The sequence below is a fragment of the Pseudarthrobacter sp. N5 genome (assembly GCF_050157035.1).
GTDB lineage: Bacteria > Actinomycetota > Actinomycetes > Actinomycetales > Micrococcaceae > Arthrobacter.
The window spans coordinates 3,272,035-3,297,174 of the sequence record NZ_CP189593.1; the positions used below are offsets into that span (position 1 = coordinate 3,272,035).

The window sequence follows — 25,140 nt, forward strand, 5'->3', positions numbered from 1 at the left end:
CAGCTAAGCCGAGAAGCCGCCGTCGGATTTGATCAGCTGCCCCGAAATCCAGCGTCCGGCCGGAGAGAGCAGGAATTCCACCGTCCCGGCAACGTCCGCCGGCGTCCCGAGCCGGCCGCCGGGCTGACGCCGTGATAGGTCCTCCCGCAGTTGCCGGTCCATCCAGCCAGTATCCACGGGTCCCGGGTTGAGCACATTGCAGCTGATACCCAGCGGGCCCAGCTCCCGGGCGGGGCCATAACGATCCTGTCCAGTGCACCCTTGGACGCGCCGTACGGCAGGTTGAACGCTGTGTGGTCGCTGGTCAGCGCAACGATTGCGCCGCCGTCGTGCTCTGCCTGCCGCGCGAAGGCGGCTATCAGCTGCCAGCTGGCCCGGGTGTTGACCGCGAAGTGCCGCTCGAAACTCTCAAGCGTTGTGTCCATGATGCCGGAGTCCACTGATTCGGCGTGATTGAGCACCATGCCGTGTAAACGGCCGGAATGCTCAGCAACCGCTGCCATCAGGCGCTCCACTGCCAGCGGGTCCTGGAAATCGGCCGGTAGGGTGCGGACCCGGACGCCGGTGCCCTCCAGCTCCGCGGCGAGGATGCCGACGTCGTCCGGCTGGATCCCCCATGGCATCCGAGCGTCGTAATCGTGCCAATAGCTCAGCACCAAGTCCCAGCCGCTGACAGCAAGGCTCCGGGCAATCCCGGCACCGATTCCGGCCAGCCGGCCAACACCGGTAACAAGGGCCGTTCTGCGTCCGGTGTGGCCGGGCAATGAGGGACTCATGCGGAACAGCCTGGTGGCGCCGGTCGGGGCAAGGAATCAGCTGTGGACGGCCTGCACCGCGCGCCCGGGTTCAAAAGCGCCCGTGAGAGAGCCCTTCCGGAGGGCCACCAGCCAACAGATCATCATGGCCAGTGCACAAAACACTCCCGCGCTGGATGCCATGAGCCACAGCCCGGGCGTTTGAACATCCAGGTTCTCCGCACCCAGTGCCAGGCCGATGGTCTTGGGCGAGAAGAAGAATACGACGGCGGACACCGCCAGGACTGCGCCCATGGCCAGCCGTAGGGCACGGTGCCGGCCGGGGGTTTCCCGGAGCGTCCAGGCGAAGGCCGGCAGCACTGCCGCCATCCACACCCAGTGATGAGACCAGGACACCGGGCTGATCAGCAGCATGGTGAGTGCCGTCGTCGAAATCGCCACCACGCGGGCGCCTTGCTCGCTGGCCGTTTTGATGAGAATGGCGGCGAGCGCCACCACCAGTGCGCCCAGCACCAGCCACAGCAGGGTGACTGCCGTCCCGGGTACTCCGAAGTGCAGGAGTGCGCCTTTCATCGACAGATTGTCCACATAGCCGGCGCCGCCTATCCTCGATGTGTCAGGCAGGATCTCCAGCCAGAACTGAAGTGATTCAGCGGGACGGAGGAGCCAGCCGATCAGCACGGTTGCGGCAAATCCTGCCCCCATATTCAGCAGCCCGCGCCAGTCCTTACGCATGAGGAAGTACAGGCCAAACACCAGCGGGGTCAGTTTGATGCCGGCGGCGATCCCCACCAGGAAACCGCAGCCGGGAAAGCCGCGTTGCCAGCGCTCGTTCCGGGCGAGCAGATCCGCGGTCATCAGACCCATCAGCAGGATATTGATCTGGCCGAAGGCCAGGGTTTCGCGCCATGGCCCCAGCATCAGCATGGCCAGGAGTACTGCGGCGGCGGCCCAACCGGTACGGCGGGTCCGGAAGGTGCTGCGCCAGTCCTGTTTCGATTTCCAGTACCGCACGGCCAGCGCCGCTAGCCAAGCCCCGACTGCAACCCCCGCAAGGTTGAACAAGTTCAGGGCCAGCTGCTCCGGAATCTTCGCCAGAAGGCTGAAGATCAATGCCGCGAAGGGCGGATAGGTGAACGGCAGTCCGGGCCCTCCGGCCCACTCGACGCTGCGCCCGTATAGCTCCGACGGCGCCTCGCCCGCCTGGTTGAGGATCTTCCCGCCGTGCCAGTACACACTGAAATCCAGGCCCTGCGAAGCCCACCCGGAGAAAAGGAACCAGAGCGGCAGGGCAACCGCCGCCACCGGCAGCCAGGCCATGACCCGCTGCCGCAGCGGAGTGCCTCCGCGTTTGCTTTCTGCAACCCTGAATTCGACGTCGGACAGCGCCATCCGGTATCCCCCAATTTTCCGTTTCTGCCGCAAAGTCCCCCTGACCTTCCATGAAGGGTCAGAGGGACCAGGGCCCCATCACTACATACTACATATGCAACGGTGCCCGGCTAGGCTGGCTGGGAAGACTTCCGCAACCGAAAGGACTCCCGCGCATGCGAACACCAGCCGCAGCTGCCCCTCCTGCCAAGGCCAAGGGCCACAGCCTGGCCATTACCAACGCCCACGTGGTCCCGATTGAAGGCGAACCGTTTGACGGCACCGTTCTGGTAACGGACGGCAAGATCGCCGGGGCCGGGCCGAACATCCGGATCCCTGCCGGAACGGAGGTTGTGGACGCAGGCGGCCAGTGGCTGCTGCCCGGGTTTATCGATGCCCACGTCCATCTGGGGATGCACCCCGAAGGCGAAGTCAGCGCGACTTCGGATGTCAACGAAATGACGGATCCCATCATGGCCGCGGTCCGCGCGATTGACGCCGTGGATCCGTTCGATCCCGGCTTTGACGATGCCCTGGCCGGCGGAATCACCACGGTCAACGTCAACCCGGGCTCCGGGAACCCGATAGGCGGCCTCGCCGTAGCCCTGCACACCCACGGCCGGTATATCGAGGAAATGGTCCTGCGCTCCCCCAGCGGCCTGAAATCGGCTCTCGGCGAGAACCCCAAGCGCAACTATGGCGAAAAGAAACAGACGCCCTCCACCCGGCTCGGTACGGCCATGGTCATCAGGAAGGCGTTCATCGACGCCCGGAACTACATGGCGAAAAACGATAAAAATGCGATCGATCCGCGGATGGAAGCGCTTGCGATGGTGCTCCGCCGCGAGATCCCCTGGCGCCAGCACTGCCACCGCGCGGACGACATTGCCACGGCGCTCAGGCTGGCTGACGAGTTCGGCTACGAGCTGGTCCTGGACCACGGCACGGAGGCCCATGTGCTGGGCGACATCCTCGCCGAGCGCGGGATTCCGGTGTTGATCGGACCGCTGTTCACTACCAAATCCAAGGTGGAACTGCGGGGACGCTCACTGCAGAATCCCGGCAAACTGGCAGCGGCCGGCGTCGAGATCTCCATCATCACGGACCATCCCGTCATCCCTATCCACTTCCTGGTCCACCAGTGCACCCTGGCCATCAAGGAGGGACTGGACCGGGAAACCGCCCTCAAAGCAATCACCATCAACCCTGCCAAAGTCCTCGGCCTGGCCGACCGCGTGGGCTCGCTGACAAAGGGCAAGGACGCCGATCTGGTGCTATGGAGCGGCGATCCGCTGGATGTTATGCAGCGGGCGCTGAAAGTATGGATCGGCGGCAAGCCCGTTTACCACTACGACGCAGAAGCCCGACAGGGAGTGGTGGCCGCCCGGGCATAAGTTCGCTGAGGTGAGAGTTCGCGCCCGTATTTACCCTGCCAACGGGCGCGAAGTCTCACTTCGACCGAACTGCTCCGGGGAAGGGGCCCTGCGTAGCAGCACCGGAGGCCTGGCTACTCCGGCAGGAGGACGAGATCCAGGTAGCCGCGCAGGCACCCCGCCATGTCAATGCTGTCGGGTGCCAGCAGCCACTGCGTCTGGATTCCGTCCCACAGCGCCACCAATGAGGCCGCTGCCCGTTCCGGATCGACGCCGGGCCTCAGCCGCCCCTCCTCCGCCAGCCTCGTGAAACGAAGAGTGTAACTCCGCCGGAGAGCCTCGAAGCGCGCGGTGAAGAACCCGCGTCCCGGATGATCCTCCGTGACGGATTCCGCACACAGCACGGTGTACAGCTCAATGACGCCGGGAATGTTTTCGTTGAAGCGGGCCTGGCGGATGACTGCGTCGACGAGTGTTTCCTCCGGATCGGGCGGCGTCACCCCGTCTCCAGTGATCGAGTCCCTCCAATTGAGCACGGCAAGCAGAAGGTCTCGTTTCGACGGGAAGTAATGCAGCAGACTCGTCTGGCTCATCCCGACACGGTCGGCGACTTCCTGCAGCGAGCCGCCCCGGTAGCCGCGCGCCGCAAAAACTTCGTGGGCCGCCGCGACGATGGTCCGGCGGCGTTCCGTCGACTTCGCATAAGGGCCGCGCTGCCCGCCGCCGCTCACCTCTTTTGTGGTCATGGCAAGTCAGTGTACAGGCGATTCCGGGTCGTGAACTTGAAATTCGAGTACTCGCTCGAAGTTTATGTTAGCCTCTTGCCACACGGCTCTCCGGACCGCGCGGACGTCCGGCCCCGTCCGTACATCAACCCGACACAACGAGGTGAAGGCACATGACTCGATTCACACGAAGACCATTGCTGCGGACTGGTCTCGGTACAGCCGCGATCGCAGCCCTCACCGGCTGGACGACGCCAGGCACAACTTCGCCAACATCGTCACCTGGAGCTACACCGGCTACAACATGCTCATCATCGTGGCCCGGTTCAAGGCGATCCCGGTCAAACTGTATAAGGCGGAGTGGGCGCCCTGATCGCCACCTACCTCGCCGCAGCCGGTGGCTACGCGCTGGCCAAATACGAATTACGAGGCCGGAACCTGGTCTTCGGAACCATTCTCGGCGGAGTGCTGGTCCCGGTACGGCAACCGCGCTTCCGCTCTTCCTGCTGTTCAGCCAGCCCGGCTTCGCGAACACCTACTGGAGTGCCCTGTTGCCGTCGCTGGTCTCGCCGTTCGGCCTGTTCCTCTGCCCCATTTACTCGCAGGCAACCGTGGATACCTCGCTCATCGAAGCCGCCAGATTGGACGGCGCCAGCGAACTGCGGATCTTCCACACGATCGGGCTGCGCGTGCTGACACCTGCGCTGGTAACTGTCTTCCTCTTCCAGCTGGTTGGAATCCGGAACAACTATTTCCTGCCGCTTGTGATGCTCTCCGATTCCGGGCCCTATCCGATTACGCTCGGGTTGAACAACTGGTTGAGCCAGGTTGACCGTTTGCCCGAATTCTATGAACTAACAACCGGCGGGGTACTGCTGCCGATCATCCCCCTCAGCATCGCCATGGTTGTCCTGCAGCGGTTCTGGCGCGGCGGACTTACAGAAGGAGCAGTCAAATAATGACCAACTACCCGGCTTCCGCGGACACCGCCGACGTCTCCTATCTCATCGACCGCGGTCCCGGCTCCGGCCGGAGAGTGCCTGCGCGTTCGTGGCTTCACAGCGATGCCCCCAGCACATCGCTCAACGGAAACTGGCAGTTCAGGCTGTTGCCCGGCGCACCGGGTACCCCGGGTGGCCGCGGAGCGCTTCCGGCCGGCGAGGCCGTCGAAGGCTTCGCGGACGAGTCGTTCGATGATTCTTCGTGGGACAGGATCGCTGTCCCGGCGCACTGGGTGCTGGAGGGCGATGGGCGCTATGGCCGGCCGATCTACACCAACGTGCAGTACCCCTTCCCCACGGATGCGCCCAACGTTCCCGATGAGAATCCGACTGGTGACTACCGGCGGACCTTTGAGCTGCCTGAATCATGGCCGGACGCATCATTGACAGTGCTGAGGTTCGACGGCGTCGAGTCGCGGTACAAGGTGTGGGTCAACGGGATCCTCATCGGCGTCGGGGTTGGCAGCCGGCTGGCCCAGGAGTTCGACGTCACGGATGCCGTGCGGCCGGGCTCCAATGTGCTGGCGGTGCGCGTGCACCAATGGTCGGCATCCAGCTACCTCGAAGACCAGGACCAGTGGTGGCTGCCCGGCATCTTCCGCGATGTGACCCTTCAGGCACGGCCGGTAGGCGGAATCGACGATGTCTGGCTTCGAACCGCCTTCAGTGGCATGGGTGACTCCGGCGCAGGCACGATCGACCCCGAGATCACGGCAAACGACGGCGCCTACCCGGTCACGCTCTCCGTCCCGGAGCTCGGAGTCGACGTCACCTGGAACTCCGAAGCGGACGTTGCCCCTGTCCTGATCGACGCCGTCGTGCCATGGTCCGCAGAGATCCCCCGGCTCTACGACGCCACCGTATCCAGTGACGCCGAGACCATCTCGCTCCGGCTGGGTTTCCGCACCGTGGAGATCGACGGCGACCGCTTCCTGGTGAACGGGCGGCGGGTGGTGTTCCACGGAATGAACCGGCACGAGACCCATCCCGACCGCGGCCGTGTCTTCGACGAGGAATTCGCCCGCGCCGATCTGGTGCTCATGAAGCAGTTCAACGTCAATGCGATCCGGACCAGTCACTATCCGCCGCATCCGCGGTTGCTGGATCTGGCCGATGAACTGGGCTTCTGGGTGGTGCTGGAGTGCGACCTCGAGACGCACGGTTTCGAGGCACATGATTGGGCCGGCAACCCCAGTGACGACCCGGCCTGGCGCCAGGCCTTCCTTGACCGCATGGAGCGCACGATTGAGCGGGACAAGAACCACCCGTCCATCGTGATGTGGTCCCTCGGGAACGAGGCCGGAACCGGCTCCAACCTTGCGGCCATGGCCGCCTGGGCGCACGCCCGTGATGCCGGGCGGCCGGTGCACTATGAGGGTGACTACGCCGGCGCCTATACGGACGTCTACTCACGGATGTACTCCTCGGTGCCTGAAACGGCGGCTATCGGTCGCGATGATTCCGGCTCCCTGCTGCTGGGCTGCTCGGCCGCCGAGTCGGCACGCCAGCGCACCAAGCCCTTCATCCTCTGCGAGTATGTGCACGCCATGGGAAACGGCCCCGGTGCGATCGACCAGTACGAGGACCTTGTGGACCGCTACCCGCGGCTTCATGGTGGCTTCGTCTGGGAATGGCGCGACCACGGCATCCGCACGCACACAGCCGACGGAACAGAATTCTTCGCGTATGGTGGCGATTTCAACGAGGTGGTCCACGACGGCAATTTCGTCATGGATGGCATGGTCCTCTCCGATTCCACGCCGGCCCCTGGCCTCTTCGAGTACAAACAGATCGTGGCGCCCATCCGGCTTCGCTTCGGAAGTGCCGGCAGTACCGGCAGCACCGGCAGCGACTCCAGCGGCGGTGACGGCGCGGCCGGCCTCGGGAAGTTCCTCACCGTCTCCAACCTGCGCCATTCAGCGGACGCTTCCGATATCGTGTTCCGGTGGCGGGCCGAAGTGGACGGTGAGGCGAGCGAGTCAGGCGAGCTGGCCGTCGTGGGCGCTGCGGGCGAGGCGCTTGTCGCGGGAGAATCCGTACGGGTCCGGCTGCCGGCATTCACCAGCGCAGCACGCGGTGAAACCTGGCTCACGGTTGAGGCCGTGCTGCGCACGGACACCGCCTGGGCGTCTGCCGGGCACGTGATATCAACGGCCCAGCTGGACCTATCGCTAGCGGCAACACCGGTACCGCGCCCCGCGGCCTCCGCCAACAGCTCCGTAACCAGCTCAGTCGCGTCCGGAACCGCTGCGACAGGCACACTGACGCTCGGGGCCGCTGTGTTCGAGGAGGGCCGGCTCGTGTCGCTGGCCGGTGTGTCCGCAGCAGGGCCCCGCCTTGAGCTCTGGCGCGCCCCGACGGACAACGACGGCGGCGCGGGCCGCGGCAGCTATGACCTCGGGGACCCGTGGCTTAACAACGGAAATGGCGTGCCGGCGCCGTCGTCGGCCGCGGTGTGGCGCCAGGCCGGCCTGGACCGTCTCACCGCCCGCGTGGAAAAGGTCTCGGCGAACGACGGCGGTGTCCTGGTCCGGACGCGTTATGCCCCGGCCGACAGCCGGGCCTCGGTCACGGTGGACGAGCAGTGGCAGTTCCTGAAGGGCGAGCTGTGGCTGCGGCTGGACATCATCCCGAGCTCAGGTTGGGACATGGTGTGGCCGCGTGTCGGCGTGCGCTTCGATCTGCCGGGATCCGTTGACGGCGCCTCCTGGTTTGGTGCCGGACCCCGGGAATCGTATCCGGACAGCATGCGCTCGGCGTTCATCGGGCAGTATTCGGCAGGAATCGAGGAACTCACGGTGGCCTACGCGAAACCGCAGGAGAGCGGGCATCGCAGTGCAGTGCGTTCCCTCCAACTGGACAACGCAGGCGCGCCGTGGCTGCAGATCGACACCGAGGCGGATGCCCGCGGGCGCCGGCCCGGCTTCACGCTGGCGCGTCACACGGCACAGCAGGTAAGCGGGGCGGGCCATCCACATGAACTGCCCGCGAGCCAGAACAGCTACCTCTACCTCGATGCGGCACAGCACGGCCTGGGTTCGCGGGCTTGTGGCCCGGATGTGTGGCCGGACTTCGCGCTCCGCCCGGACGCCCGCACTCTGACGATGCGGGTCTCGGCGGCCCGCACCTAGCCTCGCCGAGGTGAGACTTCGCGCCCATGTGGCTCGCCAACATGGGCGCGACGTCTTACCTCGACGGAACTGACACAAGAACCGGTTCCCGGACGCTTCTGTCCTTGCGGATGGTGGCACTGATGACGGCCGCGATGGTGCACATGGCAGCGGCCCCGAACCAGGCGTACGTGTACTGGCCGGTGGCGTCCCGGATGGCTCCGGCGCCCAGAGCGGCAGCCGCCGCTCCAAGCTGGTGGGCAGCGAAGACCCAGCCGAACACCACGCTGCCGTCCGCGCCGAACGTCTTGCGGCAGATGGCTGCCGTGGGCGGCACGGTGGCCACCCAGTCCAGCCCGTAGATCACCACAAAAACAAGCATGCTGGGCTGGACCGTGGCGCTTAGCAGCAGCGGCAGGACCAGCAGGCCGATGCCGCGGAACTGGTAGTAGACCGCCAGCAGGATCCGTGGGTTGAAGCGGTCGGTAAGCCAGCCTGATGCGATGGTTCCCAGGATGTCGAAGATTCCGACGACGGCAAGCAGCCCCGCCGCCGTGGTCTCCGCCATGCCGTGATCGTGGGCCGAGGGGATGAAGTGGGTGCCGATCAGCCCGTTGGTGGTGGCACCGCAGATGGCGAACCCGGCAACAAGCGCCCAGAAGGTGCGTACCCTGCTGGCCCGCTTGAGGACCTGCAGCGCACGGATGGCCGCGTTCGGCGAGTCTCCGGAAGGTGAGTTTCCCGCGACGGCCCGTCCCGCCGTCGTCGGCTCCTCGTCGCCGGCCGCGGGCTCCACATCACCGTAGGGCAACACCCCGACGTCGGCCGGTGAGTTCTTGATGAACTTCAGGACCAGCGGGACTACTGCCAGGGCACCGGCGGCGATCAGGAGCGAGGCCTGCCGCCAGCCGGGATCCTGGGCGAGCATGGCGATCAGGGGCAGGAACACCAGCTGGCCCGCGGCGCTTCCGGCGGTCAGGATACCGATCACCAGGCCGCGGTTTTTGGAAAACCAGGTGTTCGCGATGGTGGCGGCAAACACAAGAGCCATGGACCCCGTCCCGAGGCCGATCAGCAGCCCCCAGGTGAGCAGGATCTGCCAGGACTCGTTGACGAACACGGTCAGGGCGCTTCCGGCACCGATCAGCACCAGTGCCACGGACGTCACCGCACGGATGCCGAAACGCTCCATCAGGGCCGCGGCGAACGGTGCCGTGAGGCCAAAAAGGACAAGGTTGATACTCACGGCGGCGGAGAGGACCGTGGTGGACCAGCCGAACTCCTGCTGCAGCGGCACCATCAGCACGCCGGGTGCGGCCCGGAAGCCGGCGGCACCAACCAAGGCCAGGAAGGCCACCGCTGCCACGATCCACGCCGGGTGCAGCTTCCGGCGCGGGGTCTTTCCGGCAGGCAGCTCAATGGCGTCGGGGGCAGTCATACGGGGAGCTCCGTTTCGAGGGTGGGGGCCTGTATTGCTTGGGGGACGGCGGGGGCGACGGCGAGCGGCACCGGGTGATCGCTGCGTTTGAGGCTGTGCCAGCTGGTGTTGGCCGCGGTGAGCCTCTCGCCGCAGTGGCTGCAGGTGTCCGCGGAGGACGTGGGCAGGCCGCAGTCCGTGTGGATGACACGCATGTGGGAGACCTCGTTGGGCGCATCGAGATGCTTCTCGGCCCAGATGATAATGGCATTGAGCACCGGCAAGGAATCCTCGCCCTTCGGGGTCAGGACGTATTCCTGACGTGTACGTCCGCCGTCCAGGTACGGACGCTGGGCGAGCAGTCCGGCGTCGAGCAGCCAGCCCAGCCGCTTGCTCAGGACGTTGTCCGCCACCTCCAGCCGCTTGCGGATGGCATCGAAACGACCGTTGCCGAAGAAGACCTCACGAAGCACCAAGCTCCCCCAGGGATCACCGAGGACATCGAGGCCACGGGCCAGGCTGCAGGTCCGCGCGGACCAGTCTGATCGTAAAGGCATGGCATGAGACTAGCTGACTTCTCTAAGGAAAGCTAGCTTCCGTCCAGTGCGCCCCGAGGGGGAAAGCAGCATGACGGCGTCCGGATTGGGGAGGCGCCGCCGCCGTCGGGCTTGCATTGTGCCTGGCGTCAGGCGTCGGGACCTGCTGTCAGGAAGTTGTGCAGCTCATAGGAGGTCACCACAGGATGGGCAATCCCGAGCTCGGCGGTGACGGGGCCGAGCCCACGAGCGGAGGCCACATCAGGCGGCTTTCCGCAGTTCACCACCGGTTCATGCGGGGTGCCTATGATCGTCTGGTCAACTCTGGCCCATGAAAGGCAATCCCCAACATGTCAACGCGTGACCCTCAAACGGTGAATCGTTCAACCGCTGGAATTTCACGGCGCGGTTTCCTCGGCACCGCTGCTGCAGCCACCGCACTCGCAGCCACCGGATCATTGCTCCCGCCATCGGTCCAGGCCGCCATGGCCCAGCCCGTCCCGCCGGGAACCCTGCAGTCCATCAAGCACGTCATCGTTCTTATGCAGGAGAACCGTTCATTCGATCATTACTTCGGCTCGCTACGCGGCGTCCGCGGCTACGGGGACAAGTCCGTGACCCGGCTGCCCAACGGCAAGTCGATGTTCGAGCAGCCCCGGGCCACAGGCGAAAGCGTCCTCCCGTTCTCCCTCCGCAAAGCCGCCGAACTCGCCGGCCGCCCTGGCTCGGACATCCAATACCTGAACGCCCTGGACCACTCCTTTTCAGGGACAACCGCTGCCTGGAACAAAGGCTGGTGTGACAAGTGGGTACCGGCCAAGAGCCCTCCACTATGACGTTCTATGAGCGTCAGGATATCCCCCTGCAGTACGAGCTGGCGGACACCTTCACCATTTGCGATGCCTACCACTGCTCCGTCAATGGCTCCACCGACCCCAACCGTAATTACCTCTGGACCGGTACCACCGGCACGGAGCCCGGCAGCACCAAGCGCGCCGTCAGCAATGCCGCCTATGACTATGGCCATGGCGGATATGACTGGACCACGTACCCGGAGCGGCTGGAACAGGCCGGCGTCTCGTGGCAGATCTACCAGGACTGGGACAATTTCGGGGACAACGCCGTGGAGTACTTCCAGAGCTTCAAGGTGATCGGCCACAAGATGCTTGCAGGCGTGGACGGGAAGCTGCGCACCACCGAGGAGTTCTACGACCAGCTTGCCGGCAAGACGCCCGCGGACAGGGAGATCCTCCTCGCCCAGCTGGAACAAGGCCGTGAGCGGCTGACGGACGCAGAGAAGTCGCTATTCGACAAAGCCATGAAGCGCGGTGGCCCAAACACACTGCTGGAGCGCCTCGGAGCCGACATCAGCGCCGGAACCTTGCCGCAGGTCAGCTGGCTGGTTCCCTCCGCCGCCGATTCGGAGCACCCCAGCGCCTCCACTCCGGTGGGCAGCGCCAACTTCGTCTACCGGCTGCTGGACATGGTGGCGAGCAACCCGGACACCTGGAACAGCACGGCCATCTTCCTGAACTTCGATGAGAACGACGGCTACTTTGACCACGTCCCGCCGCCCGTCCAGCCACGCCCGGCCACCGGCGAGTCCAGCGACTGGACCACGGCACTGCCCGTCGGACTGGGCCCGCGCGTTCCCATGACAGTGGTCTCGCCGTGGACCATCGGCGGCTACGTCAGCTCGGAAGTCTTCGACCACACCTCGGTGATCCGCTTCCTGGAACGCTGGACCGGCGTCGAGGAGCCCAACATCTCGCCGTGGCGCCGTGCCGTGTGCGGTGACCTGACCGGAGTTTTCAATTTCGGCGCTGCCGGCACACCTCCCGTGCTGGACCAGCCGGGACCGGTGCCGGCCAGGATCAGCCGTTGGAAGCCGAACCCGCCCGCCGTGCAGGTGGCACCGGTCCAGGAATCCGGCACACGCCCGGCACGCCCCCTGCCCTACCGGCCCCGGGCCTCCGGACTGGTCACGGGGAACAGCATCGCACTGTCCCTGGGCAACAACGGCGCCCAGTCCACGCATTTCACGGTGTATGGATTCGCCGGTGAGGTCACCGAACCGCAGCACTTTGACGTGATAGGCCACCGAGACGTCGAGATTCCGGTCTCCGGGGACAGCTTCGACCTGATCATCACCGGCCCCAACCGCTACCAGTACGAGCTGAAGGGTTCGACGGCGGGGCCCGCCTCCGGCGTCGACGTTTCCGTCAACGGCAGTCGCGGCAAGAAGGATGTGGAGCTCGAGCTGCGCAACAACGGAAGCGAAACCGTCACGCTGCTGCTGGCCTCGCTGCAGTACACGGACGCGGGCGACAACGTGGTCCTGAAGGCAGGGCACAGCAAGAAGATCGGCTGGGCAACGTTCGAGGGCTGGTATGACGTCGAGATCACCTCGCCTGGCGATGCCTCGTTCCGTCGCCGCCTGACCGGCCGCGAAGAAGACGGCAAGCCCGGTATCTCCGGCTAGGACTGCCCACCCGAAACGATGGTTCCCTGCAGGAACGATGTCGCCCGACGTCGAACCGGCAGGGAACCATCGTTTCGGGCCACATCGTTTCGGGCTACGCGCCGCCCGGAACGACCCCGGCCCGTGACGGCCGGTAGGCAAGCGCCCAGTACACCAGCAAGGCAATGCCGCACAGCACACCGAGGCTGGCAGCCATCAGTTGCCACTGGGTCTGCGGATCCTTGCCCCACTCATGCGCGCCGGCCATGACGGCCAGGTACTTGGGGGTGAGGTAGAACGACACCACGGAAACAGCCACGATGATCCAGCCCGCCAGCCGCATCTTTCCGGCGCGGGATGGCACCCGGTGCATCGCGAAAGCCATGGAAGGCAGCGCCACGGCCATCCAGACCCAGTGGTGCGACCACGAAACCGGGCTGATGAGCAGCATCAGCACGGCGGTGGCCGAAACGGCAACGAAGTTCTCATCTGCCGCGACGGCCCACTTGATGACCATCGCCGCCACCGCGACCAGCGCCAGGGACAGGACCAGCCACAGGATGCTGGCCAGGCCGGAATCCGGCAGGCCCAGGTGCAGCAGCAGGCCCTTGACAGAGAGATTGTCCATATAGGCCGGACCACCGATCCGCCCGGTATCCGGAAGAATCTGGGTCCAGAATGTCAGGGATGCGGTGGGCAGCAACACCCAGGCAAACGCGATGGAGCCGAAGAAGCCCGCTGCCATCCATCCGAGTGCCCTGAAGTCGCGGCGCACGAGGAAGTACAGCCCGAAGGCGAGTGGCGTGAGTTTGATTCCCGCGGCCAGGCCGATCAGCAGCCCTGCGGGCCAGCGGATCTCCCCGGCTCGTGACTTGCCGTACAAGGCGAAGTCGGCCAGGATCAGGCCCATCAGGATGATGTTGATCTGCCCGAAGTCGAACGTGTCCCGCCAGGGTCCCAGCAGCAGGATGGCCGCGGTCCCGGCGGGCGCCACGGACCGGAAACGCCAGTCTCCGAAGGCAGCGCGCCAGCCGCGCAACCCGAAGTAGTGCCGCGTGAGCCAGGCGGCCACCACGGCGGCCCCAGCGATCGCCGTCGTAATAAAAATGAGGCCGCTGGCCCCGACGGGGAGGATCGCCAGCACGGCAAAGAGCAGCGCGGCAAAGGGCGGGTAGGTAAACGGCAGCCCGTCGCGCGGTGCGTACAGCTCATTGACGCCGGGCTCACCGGTCTCCAGCACACGGCTGCCGCCGTAGTAGTAGACCTCGAAGTCGTTCATCAGCGGGATGTACGCGGAGTAGAGCACCACCAGTGCGGCGACGACGGCGAGTGCAGCGGCCGCCGTTGCGAGCCAGCCGCGGGTGGTTGTGGAAAACGCCGGAATCGGTGGTGTCACTGGATGAACGTGAAGGCGTGTTCGAGGTCCGCGATCAGATCCTCAACGTCCTCGATACCGCAGGAGAGCCGGATCAGGTTAACGGGGACTGCCAGCTCGGTGCCCTTGACGGAAGCGTGGGTCATCTCGGAGGGGTAGTTCATGAGGGATTCGATACCGCCCAAAGACTCAGCGAGCGTGAACACGGACGTGGATTCGGCGACTTTGCGGGCCGCAGCCTCGCCGCCCTTGAACTGCACCGAGATCATGCCGCCGAACTTCTTCATCTGCTTCTTCGCGAGCTCGTGGCCCGGGTGGGATGGAAGGCCCGGGTACAGCACCGTCTCGACTTCGGGGCGCTGCAACAGCCATTCGGCCACGGCCTGGGCGTTGTCGCTGTGGCGGTCCATGCGGACGCCGAGGGTCTTCAGGCCGCGGGTGGTAAGGAAGGCGTCCATCGGCCCGGACACGGCACCGACGGCGAACTGCACGAAGCCGATTTTCTCTGCCAGTTCGGCGTCGTTGACTACCACCGCGCCGCCGACGACGTCGGAGTGCCCGCCGATGTACTTCGTGGTGGAGTGGACCACTACGTCGGCGCCCAGGACGAGGGGATTCTGCAGGTAGGGCGACGCGAAGGTGTTGTCTACCACCAGGAGTGCTCCGGCGTCGTGCGCGACCTTGGCGAGGGCCTCGATGTCGGTGATCTTCATCATCGGGTTGGACGGGGTCTCCACCCAGACAAGGCGCGTTGTGCCCCCGCCTGATCCGCCCGCGGCAACGGCAGCGGCGGTGGCGTCGAGATCGGACATGTCCACCGCGGTGTTGCCGATACCCCACTCGCCCAGGACGCGGCTGATGAGGCGGTAGGTGCCGCCATAGGCGTCGTTGCCGAGGACGATGTGGTCGCCGGGCCGGGTGAGGGCGCGGATGAGGGAGTCCTCGGCGGCCAGGCCTGAGCTGAAGGAATACGCGTGGCTGCCGCCTTCCAGGGCCGCCAGCTGTTCCTGCAGCGCATCCCGGGTGGGGTTGGTGCCGCGGCCGTATTCGTAGCCGTCGCGCAAACCGCCGATTCCGTCCTGGGCGTAGGTCGAGCTGAAGTGGACCGGCGGCACCACGGCCCCGGTGCGCGGCTCGAAAGCCTGGCCGGCGTGGACTGCGCGGGTGTTGAACCCCTGGGTTTCAGTTGAATTGACACTGCCAGAAACAGACATTGAAGATCCTTTTGATTGCGGAAGCGGAGGGCGCTAGGTGCGGAGGGCCCTAGTTGCTGAGGTAGGCGAGGAGATCGTGGCGGGTGAGGATGCCCACAGGGGCGCCGACGAACGTCACCATAACGGTGTCGACATCGGAGAGCAGTTCGCGGGCCGCCGAAATGGTTTCCAGGGATCCGATCACGGGCAGTTTCTCGCCCATGTGCTCGGAGATCTTGTCCGTTAGCTTGGCCTCGCCCCGGAACAGCTTGGAAGTCAGGCTTCGCTCATCGACGGCGCCGAGCACCTCCCCCATGACCACCGGCGGCTCCTGGGAAAGCACCGGGATGTGGCTGACGCCGTACTCGTTCATGATGTTGATGACATCGCGGACGGTCTCGTTGGGGTGGATGTGGACCAGGTCCGGCAGCTCGCCTGTCTTGGACTTGATGACCTCTCCCACCGAGGCTTCTTCGCCGCCGGAGAGGAAGCCGTAGGAGCGCATCCACTGGTCGTTGAAGATCTTGGCGAGGTAACCGCGGCCGGAGTCCGGCAGGATGACCACCACCACGGCATCCTCCGGAAGATCCTTGGCCGTCTGCAGCGCCGCCACCACGGCCATGCCCGAAGATCCGCCTACCAGCAGGCCTTCCTCGCGGGCCAGCCGCCGAGTCATGGCGAAGGACTCTGCGTCGCTGACGGCGATGACCGCGTCCGGCACGGACTTGTCGTAGTTGGCGGGCCACATGTCCTCGCCCACGCCTTCAACAAAGTACGGCCGTCCGGTGCCGCCCGAGTACACAGAACCCGCGGGGTCTGCCCCGATGATCCGCACCCGTCCGCCGTCGGACTCCTGACGGTCAGCGGAAACCTCCTTCAGGTACCGGCCGGTGCCGGTGATGGTCCCGCCGGTGCCGGCGCCGATCACGCAGTGCGTGACCCTGCCATCCGTGTCCTTCCAGATTTCCGGGCCCGTTGATTCGTAATGGCTGCCGGGGGCGGCCGGGTTGGAGAACTGATCCGGCTTGTAGGCTCCCGGTATCTCGGTGACCAGACGGTCCGAGACACTGTAGTAGCTCTGCGGACTGTCGGGTGCGACGGAACTGGGCGTCACCACCACTTCGGCTCCGTAGGCCTGAAGGACCGCTCGCTTGTCCTCGCCCACCTTATCCGGCACCACAAAGATGCATTTGTAGCCTTTTTGCTGGGCCACCAGGGCCAGGCCGACGCCGGTATTCCCTGAGGTGGGTTCAACGATGGTTCCGCCCGGCAGCAGTTTGCCGTCGCGTTCGGCTTCCTCGATCATCTTCGCCGCGATGCGGTCCTTGATGGAGCCGCCGGGGTTCAGGTATTCAAGCTTCACCAGGATGGTGGCTTTGATGCCATCAGTCACGTGGTTGAGCTTGATGAGCGGGGTATTGCCGATGAGGTCCAGGACGGACTGGGCGTACTTCATAGGTACAAAGTTACCGTCTTAGCCCGGAAGGGATGGTCCTGACGGCCATGGGTGCGAAGATTATGCGGTGATGCACCTTCGCTGGCCGAAGAACCAAAGGAGTTACCTGCTCCCAGGCTGCATGATGCTGGCCGGGACACTGTGCCTGGTCTCCGGATTTCTGCCGTGGCCAGCGTTTCTGAAACTTGCCGGCCGGACTATTCCCGTCCTCTCCTTTGTGGTTGCCATGACGCTGGTGACCGAGCTGGTGGACGACGCCGGGCTCTTCCGTGTGGTGACCGGCCGCATTGCTTCCCTGGGCCGGGGACGCGTTTTTCTGCTGTGGCTCCTCGTGATCGCCCTCGCCACGGTTTCCACCGTGTTCCTGTCGCTGGACACCACCGCTGTGCTGGTCACTCCGGTGGTGGTGCTGCTGGCGGTACATGCCAAGATTCCACCGCTGCCGTTCGCCCTGACCACAGTTTGGCTGGCAAACACTGCCTCACTCCTCCTGCCTGTCTCCAACCTGACAAATCTGCTGGCCCAGGACCGGCTTGCCCTGAGACCGATGGAGTTCGCCGTGCTGCTGTGGGCACCCGCCCTGGTAGGGGTATTGGTGCCGGTTGTGCTGCTGTGGCTGGCGTTCCGGAAGAATCTTCGCGGCCGGTATGGGCCGCAGCCTGCCCATCATGTGCGGGACAGGCCGTTGCTTTATGTGTCGGGAGGAACGGTGGTGGTGCTGCTCCCGGCGCTGGTGTCCGGAATTCCCGTCGCTTTTCCCGCTATGGCCGCTGCACTGTTCCTGTTGGTCGTATTCCTATGGCGCCGCCCTTCGACGTTGCGCTGGTCCATGGTCCCCTGGCGTCCGCTCATGCTGGCTTCAGGACTCTTTCCGCTGATGGAGGCTCTTCACAGCCACGGGCTCGCACAGGTGCTGACCCCTGTTGCGGGCTCCGGCGACGGCTTGGGGGATCTGCTTCGGCTGGCAGCTCTCGGTGCAGGCGCCGCCAACGCCGCCAACAATCTTCCGGCTTATCTCGCGATGGAGCCCGTGGCCGGCTCACCGGTGCGGCTGGCGGCCCTGCTGGTCGGGGTGAATCTGGGGCCCTTGGTTTCGCCGTGGGCTTCCCTCGCCACGTTGTTGTGGCATGAGCGGCTGCAGACGCTGAACCTGCGTGTGCGCTGGGGCGGCTTTGCCGTGGCCGGTCTTGCTGCCGTGGTGCTGACGCTGCCGCTGGCTGTGCTGGCTCTGTGGCTCAGCAACGGAATGCCCTGAGCCCGGAATGACCTGACGCCCGCACCTTCGTCCCGGTTCAGCAGAATGCTGGCCAAGGCAGCCGCGGGCGGGAAAGCTGGACTTGTGCCGCAACATCTTCCTTGAAAGGACCTACGCCATGGACTGGACCCTCGAAGTAGTAGTTCTGCCGGTGAGTGATATTGACCCGGCCATCGGGTTCTACCGCGACAAGGTTGGCTTCAACCTGGACCACAACACTGTGAACGAGCACATGCACGTGGTCCAGTTGACGCCGCCCGGCTCCGGCTGCTCGATTGTGATCGGGGACCTTCCTTCGCAGAATGAAATGGCGCCCGGCTCAATGCGGGGGCTGCAGCTGGTGATCTCGGATGCGCGCGCCGCGCGTGAGGAATTGCTCAGCCGAGGGGTGGAGGCAAGCGAAATCACCGTTTTTGACGAACGCGACGGCGGCACGTTCTTCGGTTTCAGCGACCCGGACGGCAACACCTGGGCCGTGCAGGAGCTGAAAGTCCGCGCGGACAAACCCTTGATTCCTGTGGAGGCACGCGGCCGCTTCGGTTCGGACTAGAGAACCCGCCCCGCGCCGGACACAGGCGCCCTAGCTTCCTGCTGAGGTGTCGTTCTGCCACAGGCCCAGGGTGTTGCCCTCCGTGTCCTTGAAGTAGGCAAAGAAGCCCATTCCGCGAACGGCAACCTTGGCTTTGGCCACAGAGCCGCCCGCAGACTCAATCTGTGCCAGTGCAGCGTCGATGTCCTCAACATCCACCGTGATGATGGGGGTTTTCAGTTCCTCCGTGCGCGGGAACAGCGCGCCGTTGATGGCCCCGGGCGCACTGGGCATGCCGGTCTCCCCATCCGATGGGGTGGTGATGGCGATCGTGTAGTCCATCTCCGGCATGGCAGTGAGCGTCCAGCCGAACGCACCCTGGTAGAAACTATTGGCCCGCTCCTGATTGTCCGCGGGGATTTCGAAATGCACTACTCCGGCCATTGAGCTCTCCTTAAAGTTCTGACGGTGTGGCGCGGGCCACACCATGGAGTCTAGTCCCGCGGTACGCCCCCGGTAAGGGCCCCGGTGAGGCCCCGGTGAGGCCCCGGAAACGGTGACCAGCCAATCATGCGACCATGAATGAATGACCATCACTGAAGCTCCAGCCTCCGTTGCCGCGGCTGCTGACGCTTCGCTGCACTGGGACCCCAGGACCACTTATTCGCTGTCCCAGACCCTTGGCATTTTGATGCGCGGTAATTCCGATCCCTCGATCAGCGTGCGCGCCGATGGTTTCTGGCTCGCATTTACGACGCCGGACGGCCCCGCATCGCTGCAGCTTTCGGTTTCCGGGGCGGGCTGCGCCGTGGATGCCCTGGCTTGGGGGCCGGGCGCTGAAGCGGCGATTGCCGGCGTACCGGCGCTGCTGGGTGCACGCGATGACTGGTCAGCCTTTGATGAGCCGGCATTCCATGCAACGCTTCCCCGGCTCGTGGCCGAGGCCCGACGCCGGAACCCCGCCGTCCGTCTGCCGTCCACGGGCCGGGTGGTTGACTCACTCGTTCCCACCATCCTGGAGCAGAAAGTCACGGTCATCGAGGCCCGGCGCGGATACCGGTATCTGATGTACCGCCACGGCACTCCGGCCCCGGGTGCTGGGACCGCGGCGCCTGCCGGCCTCCTGGTTCAACCCACGCCTGAGCAGTGGCTCCGCATCCCGTCCTGGGAATGGCACCAGGCCGGGGTGGGACCACAACGCTCGGCAACCGTCATGCGGGTGCTGCGCTCCGCCGCCGCGCTTGAACGCCTGGCAGGAATTCCGGCAGCAGAAGCTGCGATGAAGATGCAGACCCTGTCCGGCATCGGCGTCTGGACCGCGGCAGAGGTAGTGCAGCGAACGCACGGCTGCCCGGATTCGATCGCCGTGGGCGACTACCATCTGGCGTCATACGTGGGCTACGCACTCACCGGCAAAAAGACCGACGACGCCGGTATGCTCGCCCTGCTGGAACCATGGCGCGGGCACCGGCAACGGGTAGTCCGGCTGATGGGACTCAGCGGTTTCCGCAAACCCGCCTTCGGTCCCCGAATGACTATCCAGGACCACCGCCAGCACTGACCTCCCCTCCTTCAAGCAACGCGGGGTCACCTACGGCCCATCTCGGCGCCTGACATGGGCCGTAAGTGACCCCGCGTTGGGTTAAGCGGAGCGTCGTTTGGCTCGCTTGATCCTCACGATGACGTTTTCGAATCCTTCGTCGAGGTCATCGGCGTTGACTTTGAAATAGGACCAGCCTGCGTTGACGAACGATTCATCGCGTCGGTTGTCGCGGGACTGCTGTTCGCGCGTGCGGTGATGGGCGCCGTCGTATTGGATGGCAATCCGGAATCGCCGGTAGCCCAGATCGGCGGCCGGCGACCATCGGTCCTGCGGATCGAGCCTGAGCTGCAGATCAGGCTCGGGCAGGTGGGCGTCGCGCATCGCCAGCCGCAGGAACGATTCCGGGAAGGAGTCCGCTCCAACACGCATTTCTTCGAGAGCGAGCCGGGCCTTTTCAACTCCCTTCACATTGGGATGCTGACGGATCAGCAGGCGAAGTCCGTCCTTGTATGCGTGTGGTTGGGACCTGAATTCCAGCCTGGGCCGGGGGATTCGGATCAGTTGGTCCCCCATTGCGATCAGATATTTCAGAGGCAGCTCCCTGGCGAGATCCAGCCACGTCCGCGGCGGTGCCGATACCGGGATGCCGTCGATTTCGATCACCTCGCCGGGGATTACATGGACGCGGTGGCCGGTTATGCCCCCACGCCTGACTCTCGGAAGGTGGTGAGGTTTGCTGAGGTGAACCGTCGATTCCAAATCCATCCAGGGTGGCAGCCCGAGGTCAGTCAGCGCAGCGGCAGTCTGGTGCGACACCCATGCCTCGGGCGCGTGGCGGCTGCAAGCACCCGGGCACGGTCGGCGATCTCCAGCCTTCTACCAGCGGGCAGGTAAATCAGACGGCCGCCGTCGGATAAATCATTTGCGCGGAGCCTCTTGGGAGGGACGCCGAGCGCCCGTGACTCAGCGTGCGAAAACGGAACCAGTCGGATGCTCGGCGGGAGCGGGGTGAGACGGACCATGTGGACTATTCTGTGCAGAATATTCCACCGGTTCGGAGTTATCCACAGCCCCGAATGTGGAGCAGGCAACGCGGGGTCACTTACGGCCCATCTTGGCGCCCGACATGGGCCGTATGTGACCCCGCGTTGCTTTGTCGGGGACGCTAGTGTTCCGTGTTAATGGTTTGTTTGCGTTTCATCTTGCCCAGGAGATAGTCCGCTGATTTGGTCCAGGTGAATGGTTTGGCGTCCTGGTTGTAGTTCTCGATGTAGCGTTCCATGGTTTGTTCCAGCTCTTTCACCGAGCTGAACGCACCGCGTTTGAGGCACTGGCGGGTGATGATCCCGAAGAAGATCTCCACCATGTTCAGCCAGGAACAGCTGGTTGGGGTGAAGTGCAGGCGCACGCGCGGGTTTTTGGCCAGCCAGTCCTTCACGTTCTGATGCTTATGCGTCGCGTAATTGTCGCAGATGACATGCAGTTCAACCCCGGGGTGGGCGTCGGCGACCCGGCCCAGGAAATCGACGAACTCGATGTTGGTGTGCTTTGGGTAGAAGGCGTTCGCGCTGAGTTTGCCGGTGAGGACCTCCAGGGCGGCGAACAAGGTGGTGGTGCCGTTGCGTTTGTAGTCGTGGGTCTGCTGCAGCGGGTGCGTCGAGGACAACGGCTGATCCGGGCCGGTGCGGGACAGCGCCTGGATTTGGGTTTTCTCATCGATGCTCACGACCACCGCGTTTCCGGCGGGGACATGTACAGGCCCACCACGTCCCGGAGCTTGAACTCCAGGGCGGGATCAGTGGAGAACTTGAACGTCTCGATCCGGTGAGGCTGGATTTTCCAACGGCGCCAGATGCGGGCCACCGAGGAAAAGGAGACTCCGTGGCGTTCGGCCATGATGCGGGCGGACCAGTGCGAGATCCCAAGCTCGGCCGGCGGCTTCCCGTCGTTGGTCAGGGTGTCCGCGATCAGGGCAAGCTCGTCGATCTCCCGCTCCCGTCCCGGGCGCTGGACATCGGACAGGGCCTCGATCCCGCCCTCGGCATAGCGGTTGCGCCACTTCAAAACCGTGGGTGCCGAAAACCCGGTGATCTTCTCGATCTGGATATTCGGCATCCCGTCGGCAGCCAACAAAACCGTGCGCGCCCGCAACGCCAATGTCGCGGAGGAAGAATTCCCACGAGTCAACGCCTCCAAGAACCCCCGGTCCCCGTCACGCAATTCCAAAGCCCTTGCCAGATAAACCATGGATCAAGTCTGACAAAAAACCATACCCAAAGGAATCAACGACACGCTACACTAGAGGCCCAGCCTGGCCACTGCTTCCTGGCGCATTTCCACCTTCCGGACCTTGCCGGACACCGTCATCGGGAAGCTGTCGCGCACCTCCACGTAGCGAGGGATTTTGTAGTGCGCCAGCTTGCCCCGGCAGAACTCGGCAATGCCTTCCGTATCCAGCGGTTCGGCTCCGGGCTTGAGGATGATGCAGGCCATCAGCTCCTCGCCGTATCTGGCATCCGGGACGCCGATCACCTGCACGTCCTGGATGGACGGGTGCCCGTACAGGAACTCCTCGATCTCGCGCGGATAGACGTTCTCGCCGCCGCGGATCACCATGTCCTTCATCCGCCCCTCGATCACCACGTACCCGCCCTCATCCATACGTGCGAGGTCACCGGTGTGCATCCAGCCCTCCGCATCGATGGCCTCGGCTGTTTTGTCCGGCTGATCCCAATATCCCTGCATCACGGCATAGCCACGCGTGCAGAGCTCGCCGATCTCGCCTCGCACCAGCACCTCCCCGGTGCCCGGATCCACCACCTGGCTTTCCAGCTGCGGCATGGTCCGGCCCACCGTCTCGGTACGCTGGGCGAGGGTGTCGCTGCTGAGCGTCATGGTGGACACCGGCGAGGTCTCCGTCATGCCGTAACAGATGGCCACATCAAACATGTTCATCTCCGAGATCACCCGGTTCATCACCTCGATGGGGCACAGCGAGCCTGCCATGACGCCGGTGCGCAGCGTGGAGAGGTCATACGAGGCGAAGTCCGGCAGGGCGAGTTCGGCTATGAACATGGTGGGCACGCCGTACAGCGACGTCCCGCCGAAATCCTGCACGGCTTCCAGCGCAGAGGCCGGAGTGAAGCCCCGCCCGGGAATGATGGTGGCGGCCCCATGGCTCAGCGCGTTGAGGTTGCCGATCACCATGCCGAAGCAGTGGTAGAACGGCACCGGAATCACCACCCGGTCGTGCTCCGTGTAACCCAGCAGCTCGCCGATGGAGTAGCCGTTGTTCAGGATGTTGTGATGCGTCAGCGTGGCGCCCTTGGGGAACCCCGTGGTGCCGGAGGTGTACTGCAGATTGATGGGCTCATGCGGGTCCAGTTCGGCCATCCGCGCCTTCAGGCCGGAATGCCCGACGTCGTCAGCCCGCTTGAGCAGCTCGGCGTAAGTCCGCTCCTCATCGCTTTGGGCGACGCCGGCGTCGAGCTCCTTCGAACCGGCGTCCGGCAGGAACACCAGCTCACGGAGTTCCGGACACTCAGCGAGCGCCTGGCGGGCCATTCCCACATAGTCGCTGTTTTTGTCCGACGGTGCCGTCACCAGCATCCGCATCCCGTTCTGCTTGACCACGAACTCAAGCTCGTGGGTGCGGTACGCCGGATTTACGTTGACCAGGATGGCGCCGATTTTGGCTGTGGCGTACTGGAGGATGGTCCACTCAGCGCAGTTGGGGCTCCAGATGCCGATCCTCTCCCCCGTGGCCACTCCCAAGGCGAGGAGCGAGCGCGCCAGGCGGTCGACGTCGTCGTTCAGTTTGGTGTAACTCCAGCGGCGGGCGTCAGCGCCGGGAACAGCGGCCGCCTCAATCAACGCATCGTGGAAGGGAAATTGTGCCACCACCCGCTCAAAGTTCTCGCCAATGGTTTCCTCGAGCAGCGGGACGTCAGTGTCCCCGGCTGTATAAGCGCGCATGATGGCACGCTACCAACTCGCCAGCGGCAATAGAAGCGCAACAGAAGGGTGTCCGGCGGAAACAGAGCCAGCAGGGGTGCGGCGCCCGGTATTGTGAAATCCATGAGTGCACCCATTGACCTGCTGGCCACGTTCATCCCCAACGACGGCGAATTCTTCCGCGTGAAGCTCGCCCTCGAAATCGCCATCGACGAGGTGGTGAACGAGCCCGGCTGCATCCGCTACGAGCTCACCGAGGCAACTGAGGAGAAGCTGATGCTGACCGAGCAGTGGTCTTCAGAGGAAGACCTGGCCAGGCATTCCAAGGGCACGGCCGTCCAGGACCTGAACGAGTCCTTGAGCGCACTTCTGGCCGAACCGGTGAAGCTCGAGCGGGTCTGAGGATTCCCTCTTTAGACAAACAACGCGGGGTCACTTACAGCCCATCAACCACTGGTTAATGGGCCGTAAGTGACCCCGCGTTGCTGCTGGAGGAGAGTTAGGCCTCCGGGAGTTGGGTGCCGTCCTGCTTGTTTGCGGACGCTGCGGCCTCGGCCTGCGAGCGCGCCACGTGGGCGTGGACTTCTTCCATGTCCAGGGCCTTCACGGCGTCGATGACCTGCTCCAGCTGCTGGGCGTTGAGAGCACCCGGCTGGGAGAACACCAGCACCTTTTCGCGGAACGCCATCAGGGTGGGGATCGAGGTAATGCCGGCCTCCGCGGCGAGCTGTTGCTCAGCCTCGGTATCCACCTTCGCGAAGACAACATCCTGGTGTTTCTCGGAGACGGCCGAGTAGGTGGGGGCGAATTGACGGCACGGGCCACACCACGCAGCCCAGAAGTCCACCAGAACAATGTCGTTGCCCTCGATGGTAGTTGCGAACTGTTCACCTGATATGTCAACTGTAGCCATGGTTCCACGGTACGCGAGCGCACCCTGGAAGTCCCGCCCGGAGGCTGTTTGTTCGCTCCACGCGTGAGTGGGAATAAGCGAACGACGGCGGGCAGCCCCGGCAGGAGGCCGCCCGCCCGTGCCACCCACCAGGCCGTGCGGCATCGTTTACTTGTACCGGGCGCGGGCCTACG

The 25,140-nt window shown here is 64.7% G+C and carries 17 protein-coding genes and 6 pseudogenes; 10 read left to right on the forward strand and 13 right to left on the reverse strand.

The features are described from left to right. Window positions 1–3 precede the first annotated feature (3 nt). Window positions 4–776: pseudogene (locus ACQCST_RS15705) on the reverse strand (SDR family oxidoreductase). Window positions 777–812: 36 nt separating this feature from the next. Further along, complete coding sequence (locus ACQCST_RS15710) at window positions 813–2,147, reverse strand: glycosyltransferase 87 family protein (protein WP_426996663.1); 1,335 nt, start codon at window positions 2,145–2,147, stop codon at window positions 813–815. 155 nt (window positions 2,148–2,302) lie between these two features. Here ACQCST_RS15710 and ACQCST_RS15715 point away from each other — a divergent pair, with 155 nt between their 5' ends. Beyond that, a complete protein-coding gene (locus tag ACQCST_RS15715; RefSeq protein ID WP_426996664.1) occupies window positions 2,303–3,520 on the forward strand; it encodes an amidohydrolase in 1,218 nt (405 codons plus the stop codon). Between the two features lie 113 nt (window positions 3,521–3,633). Here ACQCST_RS15715 and ACQCST_RS15720 read toward each other — a convergent pair whose 3' ends face one another. Beyond that, entirely contained in the window at window positions 3,634–4,245 is a 612-nt protein-coding gene (locus tag ACQCST_RS15720) for a TetR/AcrR family transcriptional regulator (RefSeq protein WP_426996665.1), read from the reverse strand. A gap of 241 nt (window positions 4,246–4,486) precedes the next feature. Between ACQCST_RS15720 and ACQCST_RS15725 the strand changes: the two are divergent. The 3 genes and pseudogenes from ACQCST_RS15725 to ACQCST_RS15735 all read left to right on the forward strand — a co-directional run. Beyond that, window positions 4,487–4,582, forward strand: a pseudogene (locus tag ACQCST_RS15725) (sugar ABC transporter permease); the annotation flags it as partial. Next, a pseudogene (locus tag ACQCST_RS15730) lies at window positions 4,582–5,183 on the forward strand (carbohydrate ABC transporter permease); the annotation flags it as partial. The pseudogenes ACQCST_RS15725 and ACQCST_RS15730, both read left to right, overlap by 1 nt. Then, the gene (locus ACQCST_RS15735) at window positions 5,183–8,356 is read left to right on the forward strand and encodes a glycoside hydrolase family 2 TIM barrel-domain containing protein (protein WP_426996666.1); all 3,174 of its coding nucleotides are present in this window, start codon (window positions 5,183–5,185) and stop codon (window positions 8,354–8,356) included. The pseudogene ACQCST_RS15730 and the gene ACQCST_RS15735, both read left to right, overlap by 1 nt. A gap of 55 nt (window positions 8,357–8,411) precedes the next feature. Here the strand turns inward: ACQCST_RS15735 and ACQCST_RS15740 are convergent, their stop codons facing one another. Then, window positions 8,412–9,773, reverse strand: a complete 1,362-nt coding sequence (locus ACQCST_RS15740) for an MFS transporter (protein ID WP_426996667.1) — start codon at window positions 9,771–9,773, stop codon at window positions 8,412–8,414. Further along, the gene (locus tag ACQCST_RS15745; RefSeq protein ID WP_426996668.1) at window positions 9,770–10,309 is read right to left on the reverse strand and encodes a winged helix-turn-helix transcriptional regulator; all 540 of its coding nucleotides are present in this window, start codon (window positions 10,307–10,309) and stop codon (window positions 9,770–9,772) included. Before ACQCST_RS15745 ends, ACQCST_RS15740 begins: the two co-directional genes overlap by 4 nt. A 329-nt stretch (window positions 10,310–10,638) precedes the next feature. On the opposite strand from ACQCST_RS15745, the pseudogene ACQCST_RS15750 reads away from it, so the two are divergent. Continuing rightward, window positions 10,639–10,731: pseudogene (locus ACQCST_RS15750) on the forward strand (twin-arginine translocation signal domain-containing protein); the annotation flags it as partial. 99 nt (window positions 10,732–10,830) lie between these two features. After that, window positions 10,831–12,770: pseudogene (locus ACQCST_RS15755) on the forward strand (phosphocholine-specific phospholipase C). Between the two features lie 94 nt (window positions 12,771–12,864). Here ACQCST_RS15755 and ACQCST_RS15760 read toward each other — a convergent pair. Genes ACQCST_RS15760 through ACQCST_RS15770 form a run of 3 tightly spaced genes read right to left on the reverse strand, consistent with a single transcriptional unit; the run spans window position 12,865 to window position 16,773 of the window. Then, window positions 12,865–14,145 (reverse strand): glycosyltransferase 87 family protein, encoded by a 1,281-nt coding sequence (locus ACQCST_RS15760; protein ID WP_426996670.1) that lies wholly within the window; start codon window positions 14,143–14,145, stop codon window positions 12,865–12,867. Beyond that, window positions 14,142–15,338 carry a cystathionine gamma-synthase gene (locus tag ACQCST_RS15765; RefSeq protein WP_426996671.1) on the reverse strand — a complete coding sequence of 399 codons (1,197 nt, stop codon included), beginning with the start codon at window positions 15,336–15,338 and terminating at the stop codon, window positions 14,142–14,144. The genes ACQCST_RS15760 and ACQCST_RS15765 overlap by 4 nt, the downstream gene beginning before the upstream one ends. Window positions 15,339–15,387: 49 nt before the next feature. Then, window positions 15,388–16,773, reverse strand: a complete 1,386-nt coding sequence (locus ACQCST_RS15770; protein WP_426996672.1) for a cystathionine beta-synthase — start codon at window positions 16,771–16,773, stop codon at window positions 15,388–15,390. 121 nt (window positions 16,774–16,894) lie between these two features. Here ACQCST_RS15770 and ACQCST_RS15775 point away from each other — a divergent pair, with 121 nt between their 5' ends. Then, window positions 16,895–18,028 (forward strand): SLC13 family permease, encoded by a 1,134-nt coding sequence (locus ACQCST_RS15775; RefSeq protein WP_426996673.1) that lies wholly within the window; start codon window positions 16,895–16,897, stop codon window positions 18,026–18,028. Between the two features lie 118 nt (window positions 18,029–18,146). Next, window positions 18,147–18,578: a VOC family protein gene (locus ACQCST_RS15780; RefSeq protein WP_426996674.1), complete on the forward strand. Its 432-nt coding sequence runs from the start codon at window positions 18,147–18,149 to the stop codon at window positions 18,576–18,578. A gap of 30 nt (window positions 18,579–18,608) precedes the next feature. Here the strand turns inward: ACQCST_RS15780 and ACQCST_RS15785 are convergent, their stop codons facing one another. Next, window positions 18,609–19,001, reverse strand: a complete 393-nt coding sequence (locus tag ACQCST_RS15785; RefSeq protein ID WP_426996675.1) for a VOC family protein — start codon at window positions 18,999–19,001, stop codon at window positions 18,609–18,611. A gap of 142 nt (window positions 19,002–19,143) precedes the next feature. On the opposite strand from ACQCST_RS15785, the gene ACQCST_RS15790 reads away from it, so the two are divergent. Next, a complete protein-coding gene (locus tag ACQCST_RS15790) occupies window positions 19,144–20,118 on the forward strand; it encodes a DNA-3-methyladenine glycosylase family protein (protein WP_426996676.1) in 975 nt (324 codons plus the stop codon). An 81-nt stretch (window positions 20,119–20,199) separates the two neighbouring features. Here ACQCST_RS15790 and ACQCST_RS15795 read toward each other — a convergent pair whose 3' ends face one another. The 3 genes and pseudogenes from ACQCST_RS15795 to ACQCST_RS15805 all read right to left on the reverse strand — a co-directional run bounded on the left by ACQCST_RS15795 (window position 20,200) and on the right by ACQCST_RS15805 (window position 24,075). Continuing rightward, window positions 20,200–20,763 carry an endonuclease domain-containing protein gene (locus ACQCST_RS15795; RefSeq protein ID WP_426996677.1) on the reverse strand — a complete coding sequence of 188 codons (564 nt, stop codon included), beginning with the start codon at window positions 20,761–20,763 and terminating at the stop codon, window positions 20,200–20,202. Window positions 20,764–21,265: 502 nt separating this feature from the next. After that, window positions 21,266–22,347 (reverse strand): annotated as a pseudogene (locus ACQCST_RS15800) (IS630 family transposase). Window positions 22,348–22,398: 51 nt separating this feature from the next. After that, a complete protein-coding gene (locus ACQCST_RS15805) occupies window positions 22,399–24,075 on the reverse strand; it encodes an AMP-binding protein (protein WP_426996678.1) in 1,677 nt (558 codons plus the stop codon). 102 nt (window positions 24,076–24,177) lie between these two features. Here ACQCST_RS15805 and ACQCST_RS15810 point away from each other — a divergent pair, with 102 nt between their 5' ends. Next, window positions 24,178–24,456, forward strand: a complete 279-nt coding sequence (locus ACQCST_RS15810) for a putative quinol monooxygenase (RefSeq protein ID WP_426996679.1) — start codon at window positions 24,178–24,180, stop codon at window positions 24,454–24,456. A 97-nt stretch (window positions 24,457–24,553) separates the two neighbouring features. On the opposite strand, the gene trxA is transcribed toward ACQCST_RS15810, so the two are convergent. Then, a complete protein-coding gene (gene trxA / locus ACQCST_RS15815; RefSeq protein ID WP_426996680.1) occupies window positions 24,554–24,967 on the reverse strand; it encodes a thioredoxin in 414 nt (137 codons plus the stop codon). Window positions 24,968–25,140: the final 173 nt, after the last annotated feature.

Coding starts and splice junctions, on each gene's coding strand:
- ACQCST_RS15710 (WP_426996663.1), bottom strand. CDS start 2,147: ATGGCGCTGTCCGACGTCGAATTCAGGGTTGCAGAAAGCAAACGCGGA.
- ACQCST_RS15715 (WP_426996664.1), top strand. CDS start 2,303: ATGCGAACACCAGCCGCAGCTGCCCCTCCTGCCAAGGCCAAGGGCCAC.
- ACQCST_RS15720 (WP_426996665.1), bottom strand. CDS start 4,245: ATGACCACAAAAGAGGTGAGCGGCGGCGGGCAGCGCGGCCCTTATGCG.
- ACQCST_RS15735 (WP_426996666.1), top strand. CDS start 5,183: ATGACCAACTACCCGGCTTCCGCGGACACCGCCGACGTCTCCTATCTC.
- ACQCST_RS15740 (WP_426996667.1), bottom strand. CDS start 9,773: ATGACTGCCCCCGACGCCATTGAGCTGCCTGCCGGAAAGACCCCGCGC.
- ACQCST_RS15745 (WP_426996668.1), bottom strand. CDS start 10,309: ATGCCTTTACGATCAGACTGGTCCGCGCGGACCTGCAGCCTGGCCCGT.
- ACQCST_RS15765 (WP_426996671.1), bottom strand. CDS start 15,338: ATGTCTGTTTCTGGCAGTGTCAATTCAACTGAAACCCAGGGGTTCAAC.
- ACQCST_RS15770 (WP_426996672.1), bottom strand. CDS start 16,773: ATGAAGTACGCCCAGTCCGTCCTGGACCTCATCGGCAATACCCCGCTC.
- ACQCST_RS15775 (WP_426996673.1), top strand. CDS start 16,895: ATGATGCTGGCCGGGACACTGTGCCTGGTCTCCGGATTTCTGCCGTGG.
- ACQCST_RS15780 (WP_426996674.1), top strand. CDS start 18,147: ATGGACTGGACCCTCGAAGTAGTAGTTCTGCCGGTGAGTGATATTGAC.
- ACQCST_RS15785 (WP_426996675.1), bottom strand. CDS start 19,001: ATGGCCGGAGTAGTGCATTTCGAAATCCCCGCGGACAATCAGGAGCGG.
- ACQCST_RS15790 (WP_426996676.1), top strand. CDS start 19,144: ATGACCATCACTGAAGCTCCAGCCTCCGTTGCCGCGGCTGCTGACGCT.
- ACQCST_RS15805 (WP_426996678.1), bottom strand. CDS start 24,075: ATGCGCGCTTATACAGCCGGGGACACTGACGTCCCGCTGCTCGAGGAA.
- ACQCST_RS15810 (WP_426996679.1), top strand. CDS start 24,178: ATGAGTGCACCCATTGACCTGCTGGCCACGTTCATCCCCAACGACGGC.
- trxA (WP_426996680.1), bottom strand. CDS start 24,967: ATGGCTACAGTTGACATATCAGGTGAACAGTTCGCAACTACCATCGAG.